The sequence below is a fragment of the Polaromonas sp. P1_A2 genome (assembly GCF_056406895.1).
In genome coordinates this window covers 683033-699355 of record NZ_JBFTZI010000003.1, presented here as the reverse complement: position 1 = coordinate 699355, position 16323 = coordinate 683033, and the positions used below count along the sequence as shown (strand labels likewise).

Below are 16323 nucleotides of genomic sequence, written 5' to 3'. Positions count from 1 at the left end.
CACGCTTGCATTGAACCGGAACTGCCAGCGCCCGTGATGACGGGCCGGCAGCCGGAAAAGCTTAAAAAAGAATCGCACAGGACCTCATCATGGGAAAAATCACCGGCTTCATGGAATACGAGCGCATCGAGGAGGGCTACAAGCCCGTGCCGGAGCGCCTGAAGAACTACCGCGAATTTGTCATCGGGCTGGACGACGCGCAGGCCAACAAGCAGGCGGCGCGCTGCATGGACTGCGGCACGCCGTTCTGCAACAACGGCTGCCCGGTCAACAACATCATTCCCGACTTCAACGACATGGTGTTTCGCGCCGACTGGAAAAACGCGATCGACACGCTGCACAGCACCAACAACTTCCCCGAGTTCACCGGCCGCATCTGCCCGGCGCCCTGTGAGGCCGCCTGCACGCTGAACGTGAACGACGACGCCGTCGGCATCAAGTCCATCGAGCACGCCATCATCGACCGCGCCTGGTCCGAAGGCTGGGTCAAGCCGGTCATGCCCAAACACAAGACCGGCAAGAAGGTCGCCGTCGTCGGCTCCGGCCCCGCCGGTATGGCCGCGGCCCAGCAGCTGGCGCGCGCCGGCCACGAGGTCACCCTGTTCGAGAAGAACGACCGCATTGGCGGCCTGCTGCGCTACGGCATCCCTGACTTCAAGATGGAAAAAGTCCACATCGACCGCCGCGTCGAGCAGATGAAGGCCGAAGGCGTGATATTCCGCACCGGCGTGATGGTGGGCAGCTTGCCCAAGGACTCCAAGGTCACCAACTGGGCCAAGGAAAGCATCAGCCCCGAGCAGCTGCAAAAAGACTTTGATGCCGTGATGCTGACCGGCGGCGCCGAGCAGTCGCGCGACCTGCCCGTGCCCGGCCGCGACCTGGACGGCGTGCATTTCGCGATGGAATTTTTGCCCCAGCAGAACAAGGTCAACGCCGGCGACAAGGTCAAAGGCCAGCTGCGCGCCGACGGCAAGCACGTCATCGTGATAGGCGGCGGCGACACCGGCTCCGACTGCGTGGGTACCAGCAACCGCCACGGCGCCGTCAGCGTCACGCAGTTTGAACTGATGCCCCAGCCGCCCGAAGAGGAAAACCGCCCCCTGACCTGGCCTTACTGGCCCATCAAGCTGCGCACCTCTTCCTCGCACGAGGAAGGCTGCGAGCGCGAGTTCGCCATCTCCACCAAGGAACTGATCGGTGAAAAAGGCAAGGTCACGGGCCTGAAGACCGTTCGCGTCGAGTGGAAAGACGGCAAGATGGCCGAGGTGCCCGGCTCCGAGCAGACCCTCAAGGCCGACCTGGTGCTGCTGGCCATGGGCTTTGTCTCGCCGGTGGCTTCCGTGCTGGATGCTTTCGGCGTTGAAAAAGACAACCGCGGCAACGCCAAGGCGGGCACCGACTTCACCGGCGGCTATGCCACCAATGTGCCCAAGGTGTTTGCCGCCGGCGACATCCGCCGCGGCCAAAGCCTGGTCGTATGGGCGATTCGCGAAGGCCGCCAAGCTGCGCGTGCCGTCGACGAATTTTTGATGGGCTATAGCGACCTGCCTCGCTAGCGCCGCCAGGCCGCGCGCGCGGTCGACGAGCTTTTGATGGGTTACAGCGACCTGCCTTGCTGAACCAGACGACTGAGGAAACCCCAGGCTGTGCCTGGGTGCGACGGCCTGCGCTGCAAGCGGCGTGACGGAAACCCCACGGTATTACTGCCTGGTATTACTTCCCGGGATGGGTGCGGCCAAACCCCGTATCATTAGGGCATTCCCCTAGTTCGCCGGCGCGCTTGTCGGCCCTTCTTTTTCTCCATGGCCGACACCCTCGCTTCTTCACTGGTTGAATTCAAGGATGTGACCTTCTCCTACCCGGGTTCCGCGGGCGACCGCGTCATTCTGGACCGGGTCACCCTGTCCGTGCCGCGCGGCAAGGTCACCGCGTTGATGGGTGCCTCGGGCGGCGGCAAGACCACCGTGCTGCGCCTGATAGGCGGCCAGCAAAAAGCCACCGGCGGCGCCGTGCTGTTTGACGGCCAGGACGTGGGCCGGCTGGTGCAGCAGGAGCTGTACGCCGCACGCCGGCGCATGGGCATGCTGTTCCAGTTCGGCGCGCTGTTCACCGACTTGAGCGTGTTCGACAACGTCGCCTTCCCGCTGCGCGAGCACACCGCGCTGAATGAACGCCTGATCCGCGACATCGTGCTGATGAAACTCAACGCCGTGGGCCTGCGCGGCGCGCGCGACCTGATGCCCAGTGAAATCTCCGGCGGCATGGCCAGGCGCGTGGCGCTGGCCCGCGCCATCGTGCTGGACCCCGAACTCATCATGTACGACGAGCCCTTTTCCGGGCTGGACCCTATCTCGCTGGGCACCGCCGCGCAGCTCATACGTCAGCTCAATGACACGCTGGGCATCACCAGCATCGTCGTCTCGCACGACCTCGAGGAAACCTTCCGCATCGCCGACAAAGTCATCATCCTGGCCAACGGCAGCATCGCGGCCCAGGGAACGCCCGATGAAGTCAGGCGCTCCACCGACCCGCTGGTGCACCAGTTCGTCAATGCCGAGAGCGAGGGCCCGGTGAAATTCCATTACCCCGGGCCGGGCGTGGAGGCCGATTTCGGCAACGCGGACGCCGCCAAAAAGGAGCGCGCATGAGCCGCTACAGTCCCGTCACCCTGGTGTCCGACCTCGGTTTTGCGGTGCGCAGGCAGCTGGCCGACGTTGGCTATGCCGCGCGGCTCATGTCGCGCCTGGTCGCCCTGAGCGGGCCGGCCCTGGCCCGTTTTGGCCTGGTGCGCGACCAGATTTTCTTTTTGGGCAACTATTCGCTGGCCATCATCGCGGTATCCGGCCTCTTTGTGGGCTTTGTGCTGGGCCTGCAGGGCTACTACACGCTGCAGCGCTACGGTTCGGCCGAGGCGCTGGGCCTGCTGGTGGCTCTCAGCCTGGTGCGCGAGCTCGGGCCGGTGGTCACGGCGCTGCTGTTCGCCGGCCGCGCCGGCACGGCCCTGACCGCCGAAATCGGCCTGATGAAAGCCGGCGAGCAGCTGTCGGCCATGGAGATGATGGCGGTGGACCCGATACGCCGCATCCTGGCGCCGCGTTTTTGGGGCGGCATCATCGCCATGCCCTTGCTGGCCGCGGTGTTCAGCGCCGTGGGCATCCTGGGCGGCTGGCTGGTCGGCGTGGTCATGATAGGCATAGACGCCGGCTCCTTCTGGAGCCAGATGCAGTCCGGCGTGGATGTCTGGCGCGACGTGGGCAACGGCATCATCAAGAGTTTTGTGTTCGGCGTGACCGTCACCTTTGTCGCCCTGCACCAGGGCTTTGAAGCCCAGCCCACGCCCGAGGGCGTCTCGCGCGCCACCACGCGCACCGTGGTGGTGGCCTCGCTGGCCGTGCTGGGGCTGGACTTCCTGCTGACCGCGTCCATGTTCAGCCTGTAGCTTGTAGCCGTATAACCGCCTTCAAACATTTTTAATTTGTCCATGAGAAAATCCGCCATTCCAGTGTCTGCCTTGAAGGGATGGCGCAAGGCCCAAGCCGCGGCTTCCTTGCCGGGCCACTGAAAGAAAACAATGCAACGCTCCAAAAATGATCTCTGGGTTGGCCTGTTTGTCCTGATCGGGGGCCTGGCCATCCTGTTCCTGGCGCTGAAGTCCGCCAACCTTCTCTCACTGAATTTCGACACTTCTTACAGGATCACGGCGAAATTCGACAATATTGGCGGCCTGAAGCCGCGTGCCGCGGTCAAAAGCGCGGGTGTGGTGGTCGGGCGGGTTGAAAACATCACTTTCGACGACAAGTCCTACCAGGCCAGCGTGAGCCTGGCCATGGAGAGCCGTTATGTGTTTCCCAAGGACAGCTCGCTGAAGATATTGACCAGCGGCCTGCTCGGCGAGCAGTACATCGGCGTGGAGGCCGGCGGGGACGAGAAAAATTTCGCCGCGGGGGATGTGACCAAAAACACGCAGTCCGCCGTGGTGCTTGAGAATCTGATCAGCCAGTTTTTATACAGTAAAGCGGCGGACAGCAGTTCCGGATCAGGGTCTGCGCCGCCACCAGCGACGACAGAAAAAAAATGACGAACAACAACACAATGAAAAAATCAACAGGGTGGGCCGGTGCCGTTCTCGCAGTGGCGCTGCTCCAGGGATGCGCAACCGGCCCGGGCGCCAATCCGTCCGATCCGCTGGAGCCGTTTAACCGGGCCATGTTCGGCTTCAACGAGGGCCTGGACCGCGCCGTCCTCAAGCCCGTGGCCACCGCTTACCGCGACGTCACGCCCCAGCCGGTGCGCACCGGCGTCACCAGCTTCTTCGGCAACATTTCCGACGTCTGGTCCATGGTCAACAACCTGCTGCAGGGCAAGGGCGAAGCCGCCGCCGACAGCCTGTTCCGCGTCACCACCAACACCCTCTGGGGCCTGGGCGGCATTTTTGACGTGGCCAGTGAAATGAAAATCCAGAAGCACTCGGAAGACTTCGGCCAGACCCTGGGTGTCTGGGGCGTGGGCTCGGGTCCTTACCTGGTGCTGCCGGTGTTGGGCCCTTCCTCGGTGCGCGACACAGCCGGCCTGGTGGTGGATTACCAGCTGGACGCGGTCAGCCAGGCCAAGAACGTCCGTGTCCGCAACAGCCTGACGACACTGCGCGCGGTCAATGTGCGCGCCAACCTGCTGGGCGCCGGCGATGTGCTGGACCAGGCGGCCCTGGACAAATACAGCTTTACCCGCGATATCTACCAGCAGCGCCGCAACAGCCTGATCGGCAACACGCCGGTGGAAAAGGAAGAACGCTTCGACCTGCCTGAAGGCGCGCAGCCTAAGCCGGCAGCCAAGTAAGCAGTTGAAACAGGCTTTTACAGGGGCAAACCCGGTCTTGTGAGAGCCCGGCAGTGCCAATATTTACAAGACTGCCGAATAACTTCATCCCCAGTCCGGAAACCATCCCGCAAAATACCCTCGAAGCACCGGTTTTCAGCGCGCCGTGCATCAACCCGATGCCCGCGACACTGAGCCCCATGTTTCGATATGAAGGAGCATCATGAAACGCAGAACCCTTGGCCACTTGTTGACCGCCACCCTCAGCCTCGCCTTGCTGGGCGCCGCGCCTTTTGTGCGCGCCGCCGATGAGGCCCCCGACGCCCTGATCAAACGCGTGTCGGCCGAAGTGCTGGACAACATCAAGACCGACAAGGCGGTGAAAGCCGGCGACCTGACCAAAGTGCTGTCCCTGGTCGACAGCAAAATCATGCCCAATGTGAACTTCACGCGCATGACGGCTGCCGCCGTGGGCCGCAACTGGCGCCAGGCCACGCCCGAGCAGCAAAAGAAGCTGCAGGAAGAATTCAAGATCCTGCTGATCCGCACCTATTCCGGTGCCCTGGCGCAGGTCAGCGACCAGACGGTCAGCGTCAAGCCGCTGCGCGCGGAGGCCGCCGACACCGAAGTGGTGGTGCGCACCGAAGTCCTGGGCCGGGGTGACCCCGTCCAGCTGGATTACCGCATGGAAAAAACCCCCTCGGGCTGGAAGATTTATGACCTCAATGTGCTGGGCGTGTGGCTGGTGGAAACCTACCGCACCCAGTTTGCCCAGGAAATCAGCGCCAAGGGCGTGGACGGCCTGATCGCCTCGCTGGTGCAGCGCAACCAGTCCAACAGCGGCTCGGTGGCCAAGAAGTCCTGAGCGGGCGAGTTGCCGGTGCTCACGCTTCCCCCCGTCCTCACGCACGCCGAGGCCGCAGGTTTTGCGCTCGGCCTGAAGCAGGCCGTGCTGTCCCAGCCCGCTGGCGTGGTGGCGGACGCCGGCGCGCTCAGGGAGTTTGATTCCTCCGCCCTGGCGGTGCTGCTGGAGTGCCGGCGTGAAGCGCTGGCCGCCGGCAAGGAGTTTGCCGTGGCGGGCTTGCCGCCCCGGCTACGCCAGCTGGCGGGCCTGTACGGCGTGGCGGAATTGATTCCGGCCGCCGCAGCCTGAGCCGCCGCCACGGGGCATTCCACGGCCCGGCCCGGCCAAAGCGGCATCCGCCCTTAAAATGGCGGGCTCATGCCAGCGATCTCATTCCAGTCCGTCTCCAAAACCTATTCCTCCGCGCGAAATCAAACGGGTCCGGTCGTCAAGGCGCTTGACGACGTCAGTTTCGATATCCGGCAGGGCGAATTTTTTGGCCTGCTGGGCCCCAACGGCGCTGGAAAAACCACCCTCATCAGCATACTGGCCGGCCTCTCGCGCGCCAGCAGCGGCACCGTCAAGGTCCACGGTAGCGACGTGTTGGCCGACTACGCCAGCGCCCGCCGAAAGCTCGGCGTGGTGCCGCAGGAGCTGGTGTTCGATCCCTTTTTCTCGGTGCGCGAGGCGCTGCGCATCCAGTCCGGCTATTTCGGCATCAAGCGCAATGACGACTGGATAGACGAACTGCTGGTCAGCCTGGGCTTGGCCGACAAAGCCAACGCCAATATGCGCCAGCTCTCCGGGGGCATGAAGCGCCGCGTGCTGGTGGCGCAGGCCCTGGTGCACAAGCCGCAGGTCATCGTGCTGGACGAGCCCACCGCCGGTGTCGACGTGGAGCTGCGCCAGACCCTCTGGCAGTTCATCGCCAAACTCAACAAGCAGGGCAGCACGGTGTTGCTGACCACGCATTACCTCGAAGAAGCCGAAGCCCTGTGCAGCCGCATCGCCATGCTCAAGCAGGGGCGGGTGGTGGCGCTGGCGCAAACCTCCGAGCTGCTCAAGGCGGCGTCTTCCAACGTGCTGCGCTTCAAGATCGACAGCGAACTGCCCGTGCACCTGGCGGTGCAGGCCCGCATCACCGGCCGCATCGTGCAGTTCCCGGCGCACAACGCCCATGAGATCGAGCAATACCTCGCGGCGATCCGCGAGGCGGGCCTGGTGGCCGAGGACGTTGAAATCCGCAAGGCCGACCTCGAAGACGTCTTTCTCGACGTCATGAACAAAAAGCCCGCCGGCGAAACCCCGGCCGTGGCGGTAGATCTCGCGAAAGTAGCAACATGACAGGCTGGCAAACCCTTTTGTACAAGGAAACCCTGCGCTTCTGGAAGGTAGGCTTCCAGACCGTGGGCGCGCCGGTGCTGACCGCCGTGCTCTACATGCTGATCTTCGGCCATGTGCTGCAGGACCAGGTCAAGGTATACGACCAGGTCAGCTACACCGCCTTCCTGGTGCCCGGCCTGGTGATGATGAGCGTGCTGCAGAACGCTTTTGCCAACAGCTCCTCCTCGCTGATCCAGAGCAAGATCATGGGCAGCCTGGTGTTTGTGCTGCTCACGCCGCTGTCGCACTGGCACTGGTTCTTCGCCTATGTCGGCTCCTCGGTCGCGCGCGGCCTGCTGGTGGGCGTGGGCGTGTTTGCCGTCACCGCGTTTTTCGGTCAACCCTCATTCATGGCACCGTTGTGGATTGTGCTGTTCGCGGTGCTGGGCGCCGCCATGCTGGGCGCGCTGGGCGTGATCGCAGGGCTGTGGTCCGAGAAATTCGACCAGATGGCGGCCTTCCAGAACTTCGTCATCATGCCCATGACGTTTCTGAGCGGCGTGTTTTACTCCATCCACTCGCTGCCGCCCTTCTGGCAGAAGGTCAGCCACCTGAACCCCTTTTTCTACATGATCGACGGTTTCCGCTACGGCTTTTTCGGCGTCAGCGACGTCTCGCCCTGGCTGAGCCTGGGCATTGTCGCGACGGCCTTGCTGGCCGTCAGCGCGGTGGCCGTCAACCTGCTGCGCACCGGCTACAAAATAAGACACTAGACATGACCAGCGAAGAACTGCAATCCATCATCGCCGCGGGCCTGCCCTGCGAGCACATCGAGCTGTCGGGCGACGGCCGGCACTGGTATGCCACCGTGGTGTCCAGCGCCTTTGAAGGCCAGCGCCTGATCCAGCGCCACCAGAAGGTCTACGCCACGCTGGGCGGCCGCATGCAGACCGACGAGGTGCATGCGCTGTCGATGAAAACCTACACGCCCACCGAATGGGCCACTACCAACAACGGCAACGCGAACTGAAAAGAACATGGACAAACTACTCATCAAGGGCGGCAAGCCGCTGGCCGGCACGGTCGAAATTTCCGGCGCCAAGAATGCCGCGCTGCCCGAGCTCTGTGCCGCGCTGCTGACAGCCGACGAGGTGACGCTGCGTAATGTCCCGCGCCTGCAGGACGTGGCCACCATGCTCAAGCTGATCCGCAACATGGGCGTGGAAGCCGAGCGCGGCGACGACGGCACGGTGCGCATCAATGCCGGGCCGCTGAGCTCGCCCGAGGCGCCCTACGAGCTGGTCAAGACCATGCGAGCTTCCGTACTGGCCCTGGGCCCATTGCTGGCGCGCTTCGGCGAGGCCACGGTGTCGCTGCCGGGCGGCTGCGCCATCGGTTCGCGCCCGGTGGACCAGCACATCAAGGGACTGCAGGCCATGGGCGCCGAGATCGTGGTCGAGCACGGCTACATGATCGCCAAGCTGCCGGCCGGCCAGAAGAGGCTCAAGGGCGCCAGCATCACCACCGACATGGTGACCGTCACCGGCACCGAAAACTTCCTGATGGCCGCCAGCCTGGCCGAAGGCGAGACCATCCTGGAAAACGCCGCCCAGGAACCCGAGATCGGCGACCTGGCTGAAATGCTCATCAAGATGGGCGCGAAGATTGAAGGCCACGGCACGCGCCGCATCCGCATCCAGGGCGTGGACCGCTTGCACGGCTGCACCCACCAGGTGGTGGCCGACCGCATAGAGACCGGCACCTTTTTGTGCGCGGTCGCCGCCGCCGGCGGCGATGTGGTGCTCAAGCACGGCCGCGCCGACCACCTCGACGCCGTGATCGACAAGCTGCGCGAAGCCGGCGCGGTGGTGACGGCTGGCGAGGGCTTTATCCGCATCCAGGCCAGCGGCCGCATGAAGGCGCAATCCTTCCGCACCACCGAGTACCCCGGCTTCCCGACCGACATGCAAGCCCAGTTCATGGCGCTCAATGCCATCGCGCTGGGCAGCAGCACCGTGACCGAGACGATTTTTGAGAACCGCTTCATGCACGTCAACGAGATGGTGCGCCTGGGCGCCAAGATCCAGATCGACGGCAAGATCGCCGTCATGGAAGGCGTCGAAAAGTTGTCTGGCGCCACCGTCATGGCCACCGACTTGCGCGCCTCCGCCAGCCTGGTGATCGCCGGCCTGGTGGCCGAAGGCGAAACCCTGGTGGACCGCATCTACCACCTGGACCGCGGCTACGACCAGATGGAGGCCAAGCTGCGCGGAATCGGCGCCGATATCGAACGGGTGAAAGCATGATCACGCTCGCACTCTCCAAGGGCCGCATCTTCGACGACATCCTGCCGCTGCTCAAAAGCGCCGGCATCGAGGTGCTGGACGATCCCGAAAAATCCCGCAAGCTGATCCTGGACACCAACCAGCCCGGCGTGCGCGTGGTGCTGGTGCGCGCCACCGATGTGCCCACCTATGTGCAGTATGGCGGCGCCGACCTCGGCGTGGTCGGCAAGGACACCTTGCTCGAATCCGGCAGCCAGGGCCTCTACCAGCCGCTCGATTTGCAGATCGCCAAATGCCGCATCAGCGTGGCCGTGCGCGAAGGCTTTGACTACGCCGCAGCCGTGCGCCAGGGCTCGCGCCTGAAAGTCGCCACCAAGTACGTGGCCATCGCGCGCGACTTTTTCGCCACCAAGGGCGTGCACGTCGACCTGATCAAGCTCTACGGCAGCATGGAGCTCGCGCCGCTCACCGGCCTGGCCGACGCCATCGTCGACCTGGTATCCACCGGCAGCACGCTCAGGGCCAACCACCTGGTCGAAGTCGAGCGCATCATGGACATCAGCTCGCACCTGGTGGTGAACCAGACCGCGCTCAAGCTCAAGCAGGCGCCCATACGCCAATTAATAGATGCCCTTTCGGCCGCCACGGCCTCCTCGCGAAAATCCTGAGCCATGAAACTGACCGCCGCGCCCGCCCGCCTATCCACGGTTTCCGCCGCATTTGAGGCCGAATTCAAGGCGCGCCTGCATTGGTCCGCCGACACCGACGCAGCCATCGAGCAGCGCGTGGCCGACATCCTCGCTGATGTGCAGCAGCGCGGCGATGCGGCGGTGCTCGAATACACGGCGCGCTTTGACGGGCTCAACGTTGCCGCCATGGGGGAGCTGGAGCTCACCCAGGCCGAGTTGAAGGCCGCGTTTGACACCATTCCCGCGGCCCAGCGCGATGCGCTCGAAGCCGCCGCGCGCCGCGTGCGCAGCTACCACGAGGCCCAGAAGAAGGCCAGCGGCGAAAGCTGGAGCTACCGCGACGAGGACGGCACCCTGCTGGGCCAGAAGGTCACGCCGCTGGACCGCGTCGGCATCTATGTGCCCGGCGGCAAGGCGGCCTACCCGTCTTCGGTGTTGATGAACGCCATCCCCGCCCATGTGGCAGGTGTCGGCGAAATCATCATGGTCGTGCCCACGCCCAAAGGCGAAAAAAACGCCCTGGTGCTGGCCGCCGCCTATGTGGCCGGCGTGACCCGCGCCTTCACGATTGGCGGCGCTCAGGCCGTGGCCGCGCTGGCCTACGGCACGCAGACCGTGCCCAAGGTCGACAAGATCACCGGCCCCGGCAATGCCTATGTCGCCAGCGCCAAGAAGCGCGTTTTCGGCACGGTGGGCATAGACATGATCGCCGGCCCCTCGGAAATCCTGGTGCTGGCCGACGGCAGCACACCGGCCGACTGGGTGGCCATGGATTTGTTCAGCCAGGCCGAGCACGACGAACTCGCGCAAAGCATTTTGCTGTGTCCCGACGCCGCCTATATCGACCAGGTGCAGGCCGCCATAGACCGCCTGCTGCCCGACATGCCGCGCGCCGAGATTATCGCCAAATCCCTGAGCGGCCGCGGCGCGCTGATCCACACGCGCAGCATGGAAGAAGCCTGCGAGATCAGCAACCGCATCGCGCCCGAACACCTGGAAGTCTCCAGCCGCGAGCCGCACAAGTGGGAGCCGCTGCTCAAGCACGCCGGCGCCATCTTCCTGGGCGCCTACACCAGCGAATCGCTGGGCGACTACTGCGCCGGCCCCAACCACGTGCTGCCCACCAGCGGCACGGCACGCTTTTCGAGCCCGCTGGGCGTCTACGACTTCCAGAAGCGCTCCAGCCTGATCGAGGTCAGCGAAGCCGGCGCCCAGGTGCTGGGCAAGATTGCCGCTGAACTGGCTTATGGCGAGGGTTTGCAGGCGCATGCGCGGGCGGCCGAGATGCGGCTGAAATAAGGCCTTAAATCACACGAATTTCGTGCAACACGAAATTCGTGTAAACTTCAGGCCATGAAGAACGTGACCATCACCATGGACGATGCCGCCCTGGAATGGGTGCGCATCGAGGCGGCGCGGCGCAATACCAGCGTCTCGCGCCTGGTGGGCGAGATGCTGGCCGAGAAGATGCAGCGCACCGATGCCTACCAGCGCGCCCTGCACGACTGGCAAAACAAGGACAGGCTCTGGGTGTCCAACGGGCAGCCCTATCCCACACGCCTTGAACTCGACGAGCGCGGCGCATGAGCGAGGCTTCTACCGGCGTTTTTGTGGACGCCAGCATCCTGCTGCATAGCGAAGACGGTGCTGACCGGGCCAAACAGCAGGCCGCCCTGGCCTGGCTGACCGTGCTGTGGCGGCGCGGGCTGGGCCGCACCAGCACCCAGGTGCTCAATGAGTTTTACCTGCTGGCCACGCGCAAGATCCAGCCGCCCATGCCGGCCGGCGATGCGCGCGCCGAGGTGCGCCGCTATGAGCTCTGGCAGCCCTGGTTAACCGACCACGCGACCGTCGAATCCGCCTGGGCGGTGGAAAGCCGCTACGGCCTGCACTACCGCGACAGCCTGGTCGTCGCCGCGGCCCAGCACCTGGGCTGCCGTTACCTGCTCAGCGAAGGCCTGGCGCATGAGCAGCACTACGGCGGTGTCCAGGTGATCAACCCTTTTAAAACCGGCATTGAACTGCTGGAGAACCTTCCATGACCCTGCCTGCCCCCTCTCTGGATCCCAAATTCAAAAAGCTGATACGCCAGGACGTGCAGTCCATGCACGCCTATGCCATCCAGGACTCGGCCGGCATGGTCAAGCTCGATGCCATGGAGAACCCGCACCGCCTGCCCATGGCGCTGCAGGCCAAGCTGGGCCAGCGCCTGGGCGCGCTGGCGCTGAACCGTTACCCTGACGGCCGGGTCAATGAGCTGCGCCGTGCGCTGGCCGACTATGCGCAGATGCCCGAAGGCTTCGACATCATGCTGGGCAACGGCTCGGACGAGCTGATTTCGTTGTTGGCCATGGCTTGTGACGTGGAGGGCGGCTCCATCCTGGCGCCGCTGCCGGGTTTTGTGATGTACGCCATGAGCGCGCAGCTGCAGGGCCTCAAATTCATCGGCGTGCCGCTGACGGCCGACTTTGAACTCGACGAAGCCGCCATGCTGTCCGCGATCGAAGAGCACCAGCCTTCCATCATCTACCTTGCCTACCCCAACAACCCCACGGCCAACCTGTGGGACGACGCGGTGATCGAAAAAATCATCGAGGCGGCGCCCGGGCTGGTGGTGATGGACGAGGCCTACCAGCCGTTTTCAAGCAAAAGTTATATAGACCGCATTGCCAGGCACGGCCATGTGCTGCTGATGCGCACCCTGAGCAAGTTCGGCCTGGCCGGTGTGCGCCTCGGTTACATGATGGGCCCCAGGGCCTTGATCGCCGAGGTCGACAAGGTGCGCCCGCCCTACAACATCAGCGTGCTCAATTACGAGTGCGCGCTGTTCGCGCTGGAGCACCAGGCCGAATTCGCCGCCCAGGCCGGCGAGCTGGTGGCCCAGCGTGCCGTGCTGATGGACGCGCTGGCCGGCATGGCGGCCAAGGGCGTCAAGGCCTGGAAAAGCGATGCCAACATGATCCTGGTGCGCGTGCCCGATGCGGCCAAAACCTTTGAGGGCATGAAATCCCACAAGGTGCTGGTCAAAAACGTTTCTAAAATGCATCCATTGCTGGCCAATTGTTTGCGCCTGACGGTCGGCACCGCGGACGAGAACGCGCAAATGCTGGCGGCGCTTGAAAAATCCCTATGACTACCCCAACCCTCGCTCCCCGCATCGCCGAGGTCTCGCGCAACACCGCCGAGACCCAGATCACCGTCAAGCTCAACCTCGACGGCACCGGCAAGGCCAGCCTGTCCACGGGCATAGGCTTTTTCGACCACATGCTGGACCAGATCGCCCGCCACGGGCTGATAGACCTGGACATCCAGGCCAAGGGCGACCTGCACATCGACGGCCACCACACGGTGGAAGATGTGGGCATCACGCTGGGCCAGGCCGTGGCCAAGGCCGTGGGCGACAAAAAAGGCCTGCGCCGCTACGGCCATGCCTATGTGCCGCTGGACGAAGCGCTGTCGCGCGTGGTGGTCGACTTCTCGGGCCGCCCGGGGCTGGAAATGCATGTGCCCTTCAAGAGCGGCATGATCGGTACCTTCGACAGCCAGCTCGCCTACGAATTCTTTCAGGGCTTTGTAAATCACGCCTTCGTGACCTTGCACATCGACAACCTCAAGGGTGAAAACGCCCACCACCAGGCCGAGACCGTGTTCAAGGCTTTTGCCCGCGCGCTGCGCATGGCGCTGGAGATAGACCCGCGCGCGGCCGGCGTGATTCCCTCGACCAAAGGCTCGCTCTAAGCCACCCTCCAAAAGTTGCCGCGCCGGGTTCCACCCCGTTTTTCTGGCGTAGCCCCCTACAAATGGGCGCCGGCAGCCCCTAAATTCACAGTCAACCCTTCTTGAACCCCTGATGGCAAAACCCAAAACAGTGGCCGTGGTCGACTACGGCATGGGCAACCTGCATTCCGTGTCGCAGGCTGTGCGCCATGTGGCGGCGGGCAGCGGCTTTGAAGTGCTCGTGACCTCCAAGGCCGAGGACGTCATGCAGGCCGAGCGCATCGTGTTGCCCGGCCAGGGCGCGATTGCCGACTGCATGCGCGAACTGGCCGATTCCGGCATGCTGGAATCGGTGCTGCACGCGGCGGCCCACAAGCCGCTGTTCGGCGTCTGCGTGGGCATGCAGATGCTGCTGAGCCACAGCGACGAAGGCCAGCCCGGCGACGGCGGCGCCGGCACCAACGGCCTGGGGCTGATTCCCGGCGAGGTCGTCAAGTTCGAACTGGCGGGCAGGACGCAGCCCGACGGCAGCCGCTACAAGGTGCCGCAGATGGGCTGGAACCAGGTCTACCAAAATGGTGCGGGCACGGCGAAAGCCCACCCGGTCTGGGACGGCGTGCCCGACGGCGCGTACTTTTATTTTGTGCACAGCTTTTATGCCCACCCGTCGGACGCGCGCCACATCGCCGGCGAAGCCGACTACGGCGCGCGCTTTGCGGCGGCGATTGCACGCGATAATATTTTTGCCACCCAGTTCCATCCCGAGAAAAGCGCCGAGCACGGACTGGCCCTGTACCGCAACTTCCTGCACTGGAATCCCTAGCAGCCGGCAGCGCCTTGGGTCAGACCCGGTACCGGGACACCGGACTTTTTGTTACCCTGAGCACCCGTTTTCTTTTTTTACCGTCTTTTTTACCGCCACATGCTACTTATCCCCGCGATTGACCTGAAAGACGGTCACTGCGTTCGCCTCAAACAGGGCGACATGGATCAATCCACCATCTTCAGCGAAGACCCGGCCGCCATGGCGCGCAACTGGGTCGACAAGGGCGCGCGCCGCCTGCACCTGGTGGACTTGAACGGCGCCTTCGCGGGCAAGCCCCGCAACGAGCAGGCCATCAAGCAGATCCTGGCCGAAGTGGGCAGTGAAATCGACGTGCAACTGGGCGGCGGCATCCGCGACCTGGACACGATTGAGCGCTACCTGGATGCCGGCCTGCGCTACGTCATCATCGGCACCGCCGCCGTGAAGAACCCCGGCTTCCTGCAGGACGCCTGCACGGCCTTCGGCGGCCACATCATCGTCGGCCTGGACGCCAAGGACGGCAAGGTCGCCACCGACGGCTGGAGCAAGATGACGGGGCACGAGGTCATAGACCTGGGCAAGAAATTCCAGGACTACGGCGTCGAGTCCATCATCTACACCGACATTGGCCGCGACGGCATGCTGACCGGCATCAACATCGACGCCACCGTCAAGCTGGCCCAGGCCCTGACCATTCCCGTGATCGCCTCCGGCGGCCTCTCGAACATGGCCGACATCGAAAAGCTCTGCGAAGTCGAGGAAGAGGGCGTGGAAGGCGTGATCTGCGGCCGCTCTATCTACAGCGGCGACCTGGATTTTGAGAAGGCTCAGGCCAGGGCAGATGAGTTGAATGGATAAAAAGGGTCAGAAGAAAGACCTGGGCCCCTCTTGGCCATATCTTTTAGGCTTGTTTTGGCTGATTGCCTGGTTTGGTGTTCTGATCCACTACTGCAATCTGCCTCCTGGTGAATACCTTGGCTTCTTCGCCTGGTTTATTCTTTCCGTGCCGGTGATTGCGTTTATAGCTTTCTTCTTTTCCTAACCATGCTCGCCAAACGAATCATTCCCTGCCTTGACGTCACCGGCGGCCGCGTCGTGAAGGGCGTTAACTTCACCCAGCTGCGTGATGCCGGCGACCCGGTGGAAATCGCCGCTCGCTACAACGAGCAGGGCGCCGATGAGCTCACCTTCCTCGACATCACTGCCACCAGCGACGGTCGCGACCTGATCCTGCCCATCATCGAGGCGGTAGCTTCGCAAGTCTTCATCCCCCTCACGGTGGGTGGTGGTGTTCGCACGGTGGAGGACGTTCGCCGCCTGCTCAATTCCGGGGCCGACAAGACCAGCTTCAACTCGGCCGCCATTGCTAATCCGCAGGTGATCGCCGATGCGTCCGCCAAATACGGCTCGCAGTGCATCGTGGTGGCGATAGACGCCAAGCGCCGCAGCGAGGAAGACGCCAAAACCCGCGGCCCGGGCTGGGACGTCTACAGCCACGGCGGGCGCAAAAACACCGGCATGGACGCCGTGGCCTGGGCCGCCGAAATGGCGCGGCGCGGCGCCGGCGAGATTTTGCTGACCAGCATGGACCGCGACGGCACCAAGTCGGGTTTTGACCTGGCCCTGACCCGCGCGGTGAGCGACGCCGTCAGCGTGCCGGTGATCGCCTCGGGCGGCGTCGGCAATCTTGAGCACCTTGCCGACGGCATACAGACCGGCGGCGCCGATGCGGTGCTGGCCGCCAGCATCTTCCATTACGGCGAATACACGGTGCAGCAGGCCAAGCAGCATATGGCCGAACGAGGCATCCCCGTTCGAATGACGTAACCCCCGTCGGCTTCGCTG

At 64.0% G+C, this 16323-nt stretch carries 21 protein-coding genes; all 21 read left to right on the top strand.

Going from position 1 to position 16323, the window contains the following annotated elements; all coding sequences use genetic code 11:
• Positions 1 to 89 precede the first annotated feature (89 nt).
• Positions 90 to 1556 carry a glutamate synthase subunit beta gene (locus tag AC1D09_RS15385; RefSeq protein ID WP_477701122.1) on the top strand — a complete coding sequence of 489 codons (1467 nt, stop codon included), beginning with the start codon at positions 90 to 92 and terminating at the stop codon, positions 1554 to 1556.
• Positions 1557 to 1802: 246 nt separating this feature from the next.
• Positions 1803 to 2648, top strand: coding sequence for an ABC transporter ATP-binding protein (locus tag AC1D09_RS15380; protein ID WP_477661050.1), 846 nt, complete (start codon positions 1803 to 1805; stop codon positions 2646 to 2648).
• Complete coding sequence (gene mlaE / locus AC1D09_RS15375) at positions 2645 to 3439, top strand: lipid asymmetry maintenance ABC transporter permease subunit MlaE (protein WP_477701121.1); 795 nt, start codon at positions 2645 to 2647, stop codon at positions 3437 to 3439. Before AC1D09_RS15380 ends, mlaE begins: the two co-directional genes overlap by 4 nt.
• A gap of 132 nt (positions 3440 to 3571) precedes the next feature.
• Positions 3572 to 4078, top strand: a complete 507-nt coding sequence (gene mlaD / locus AC1D09_RS15370) for an outer membrane lipid asymmetry maintenance protein MlaD (protein WP_477661052.1) — start codon at positions 3572 to 3574, stop codon at positions 4076 to 4078.
• Positions 4075 to 4836, top strand: coding sequence for an MlaA family lipoprotein (locus AC1D09_RS15365; protein WP_477701120.1), 762 nt, complete (start codon positions 4075 to 4077; stop codon positions 4834 to 4836). The genes mlaD and AC1D09_RS15365 overlap by 4 nt, the downstream gene beginning before the upstream one ends.
• A gap of 202 nt (positions 4837 to 5038) precedes the next feature.
• Positions 5039 to 5680: an MlaC/ttg2D family ABC transporter substrate-binding protein gene (locus AC1D09_RS15360; protein WP_477661054.1), complete on the top strand. Its 642-nt coding sequence runs from the start codon at positions 5039 to 5041 to the stop codon at positions 5678 to 5680.
• 15 nt (positions 5681 to 5695) lie between these two features.
• A complete protein-coding gene (locus AC1D09_RS15355; protein ID WP_477661055.1) occupies positions 5696 to 5968 on the top strand; it encodes an STAS domain-containing protein in 273 nt (90 codons plus the stop codon).
• 69 nt (positions 5969 to 6037) lie between these two features.
• Complete coding sequence (locus AC1D09_RS15350) at positions 6038 to 7003, top strand: ABC transporter ATP-binding protein (protein ID WP_477661056.1); 966 nt, start codon at positions 6038 to 6040, stop codon at positions 7001 to 7003.
• Positions 7000 to 7755: an ABC transporter permease gene (locus tag AC1D09_RS15345; RefSeq protein ID WP_477661057.1), complete on the top strand. Its 756-nt coding sequence runs from the start codon at positions 7000 to 7002 to the stop codon at positions 7753 to 7755. The genes AC1D09_RS15350 and AC1D09_RS15345 overlap by 4 nt, the downstream gene beginning before the upstream one ends.
• A gap of 2 nt (positions 7756 to 7757) precedes the next feature.
• Positions 7758 to 8012 carry a BolA family protein gene (locus tag AC1D09_RS15340; protein WP_477661058.1) on the top strand — a complete coding sequence of 85 codons (255 nt, stop codon included), beginning with the start codon at positions 7758 to 7760 and terminating at the stop codon, positions 8010 to 8012.
• Between the two features lie 7 nt (positions 8013 to 8019).
• Positions 8020 to 9288 (top strand): UDP-N-acetylglucosamine 1-carboxyvinyltransferase, encoded by a 1269-nt coding sequence (gene murA / locus AC1D09_RS15335; protein WP_477661059.1) that lies wholly within the window; start codon positions 8020 to 8022, stop codon positions 9286 to 9288.
• Entirely contained in the window at positions 9285 to 9935 is a 651-nt protein-coding gene (gene hisG, locus AC1D09_RS15330) for an ATP phosphoribosyltransferase (protein ID WP_074577912.1), read from the top strand. The genes murA and hisG overlap by 4 nt, the downstream gene beginning before the upstream one ends.
• Positions 9936 to 9938: 3 nt before the next feature.
• The gene (gene hisD / locus AC1D09_RS15325; RefSeq protein ID WP_477661060.1) at positions 9939 to 11255 is read left to right on the top strand and encodes a histidinol dehydrogenase; all 1317 of its coding nucleotides are present in this window, start codon (positions 9939 to 9941) and stop codon (positions 11253 to 11255) included.
• 54 nt (positions 11256 to 11309) lie between these two features.
• On the top strand, positions 11310 to 11543 hold the full coding sequence (locus AC1D09_RS15320; protein WP_477661061.1) for a CopG family transcriptional regulator: 234 nt from the start codon (positions 11310 to 11312) through the stop codon (positions 11541 to 11543).
• Positions 11540 to 11998, top strand: a complete 459-nt coding sequence (locus tag AC1D09_RS15315) for a PIN domain-containing protein (protein ID WP_477661062.1) — start codon at positions 11540 to 11542, stop codon at positions 11996 to 11998. Before AC1D09_RS15320 ends, AC1D09_RS15315 begins: the two co-directional genes overlap by 4 nt.
• Entirely contained in the window at positions 11995 to 13089 is a 1095-nt protein-coding gene (hisC, locus tag AC1D09_RS15310; protein ID WP_477661063.1) for a histidinol-phosphate transaminase, read from the top strand. Before AC1D09_RS15315 ends, hisC begins: the two co-directional genes overlap by 4 nt.
• On the top strand, positions 13086 to 13694 hold the full coding sequence (gene hisB, locus AC1D09_RS15305) for an imidazoleglycerol-phosphate dehydratase HisB (RefSeq protein ID WP_007868125.1): 609 nt from the start codon (positions 13086 to 13088) through the stop codon (positions 13692 to 13694). The genes hisC and hisB overlap by 4 nt, the downstream gene beginning before the upstream one ends.
• Before the next feature lie 112 nt (positions 13695 to 13806).
• Positions 13807 to 14496 carry an imidazole glycerol phosphate synthase subunit HisH gene (gene hisH / locus AC1D09_RS15300; RefSeq protein ID WP_477661064.1) on the top strand — a complete coding sequence of 230 codons (690 nt, stop codon included), beginning with the start codon at positions 13807 to 13809 and terminating at the stop codon, positions 14494 to 14496.
• A gap of 99 nt (positions 14497 to 14595) precedes the next feature.
• Positions 14596 to 15336 (top strand): 1-(5-phosphoribosyl)-5-[(5-phosphoribosylamino)methylideneamino]imidazole-4-carboxamide isomerase, encoded by a 741-nt coding sequence (hisA, locus tag AC1D09_RS15295; protein ID WP_007868120.1) that lies wholly within the window; start codon positions 14596 to 14598, stop codon positions 15334 to 15336.
• Positions 15329 to 15520, top strand: a complete 192-nt coding sequence (locus AC1D09_RS15290) for a hypothetical protein (protein WP_074577918.1) — start codon at positions 15329 to 15331, stop codon at positions 15518 to 15520. The genes hisA and AC1D09_RS15290 overlap by 8 nt, the downstream gene beginning before the upstream one ends.
• Positions 15521 to 15522: 2 nt before the next feature.
• Positions 15523 to 16305, top strand: coding sequence for an imidazole glycerol phosphate synthase subunit HisF (gene hisF / locus AC1D09_RS15285; RefSeq protein WP_477661065.1), 783 nt, complete (start codon positions 15523 to 15525; stop codon positions 16303 to 16305).
• Positions 16306 to 16323: the final 18 nt, after the last annotated feature.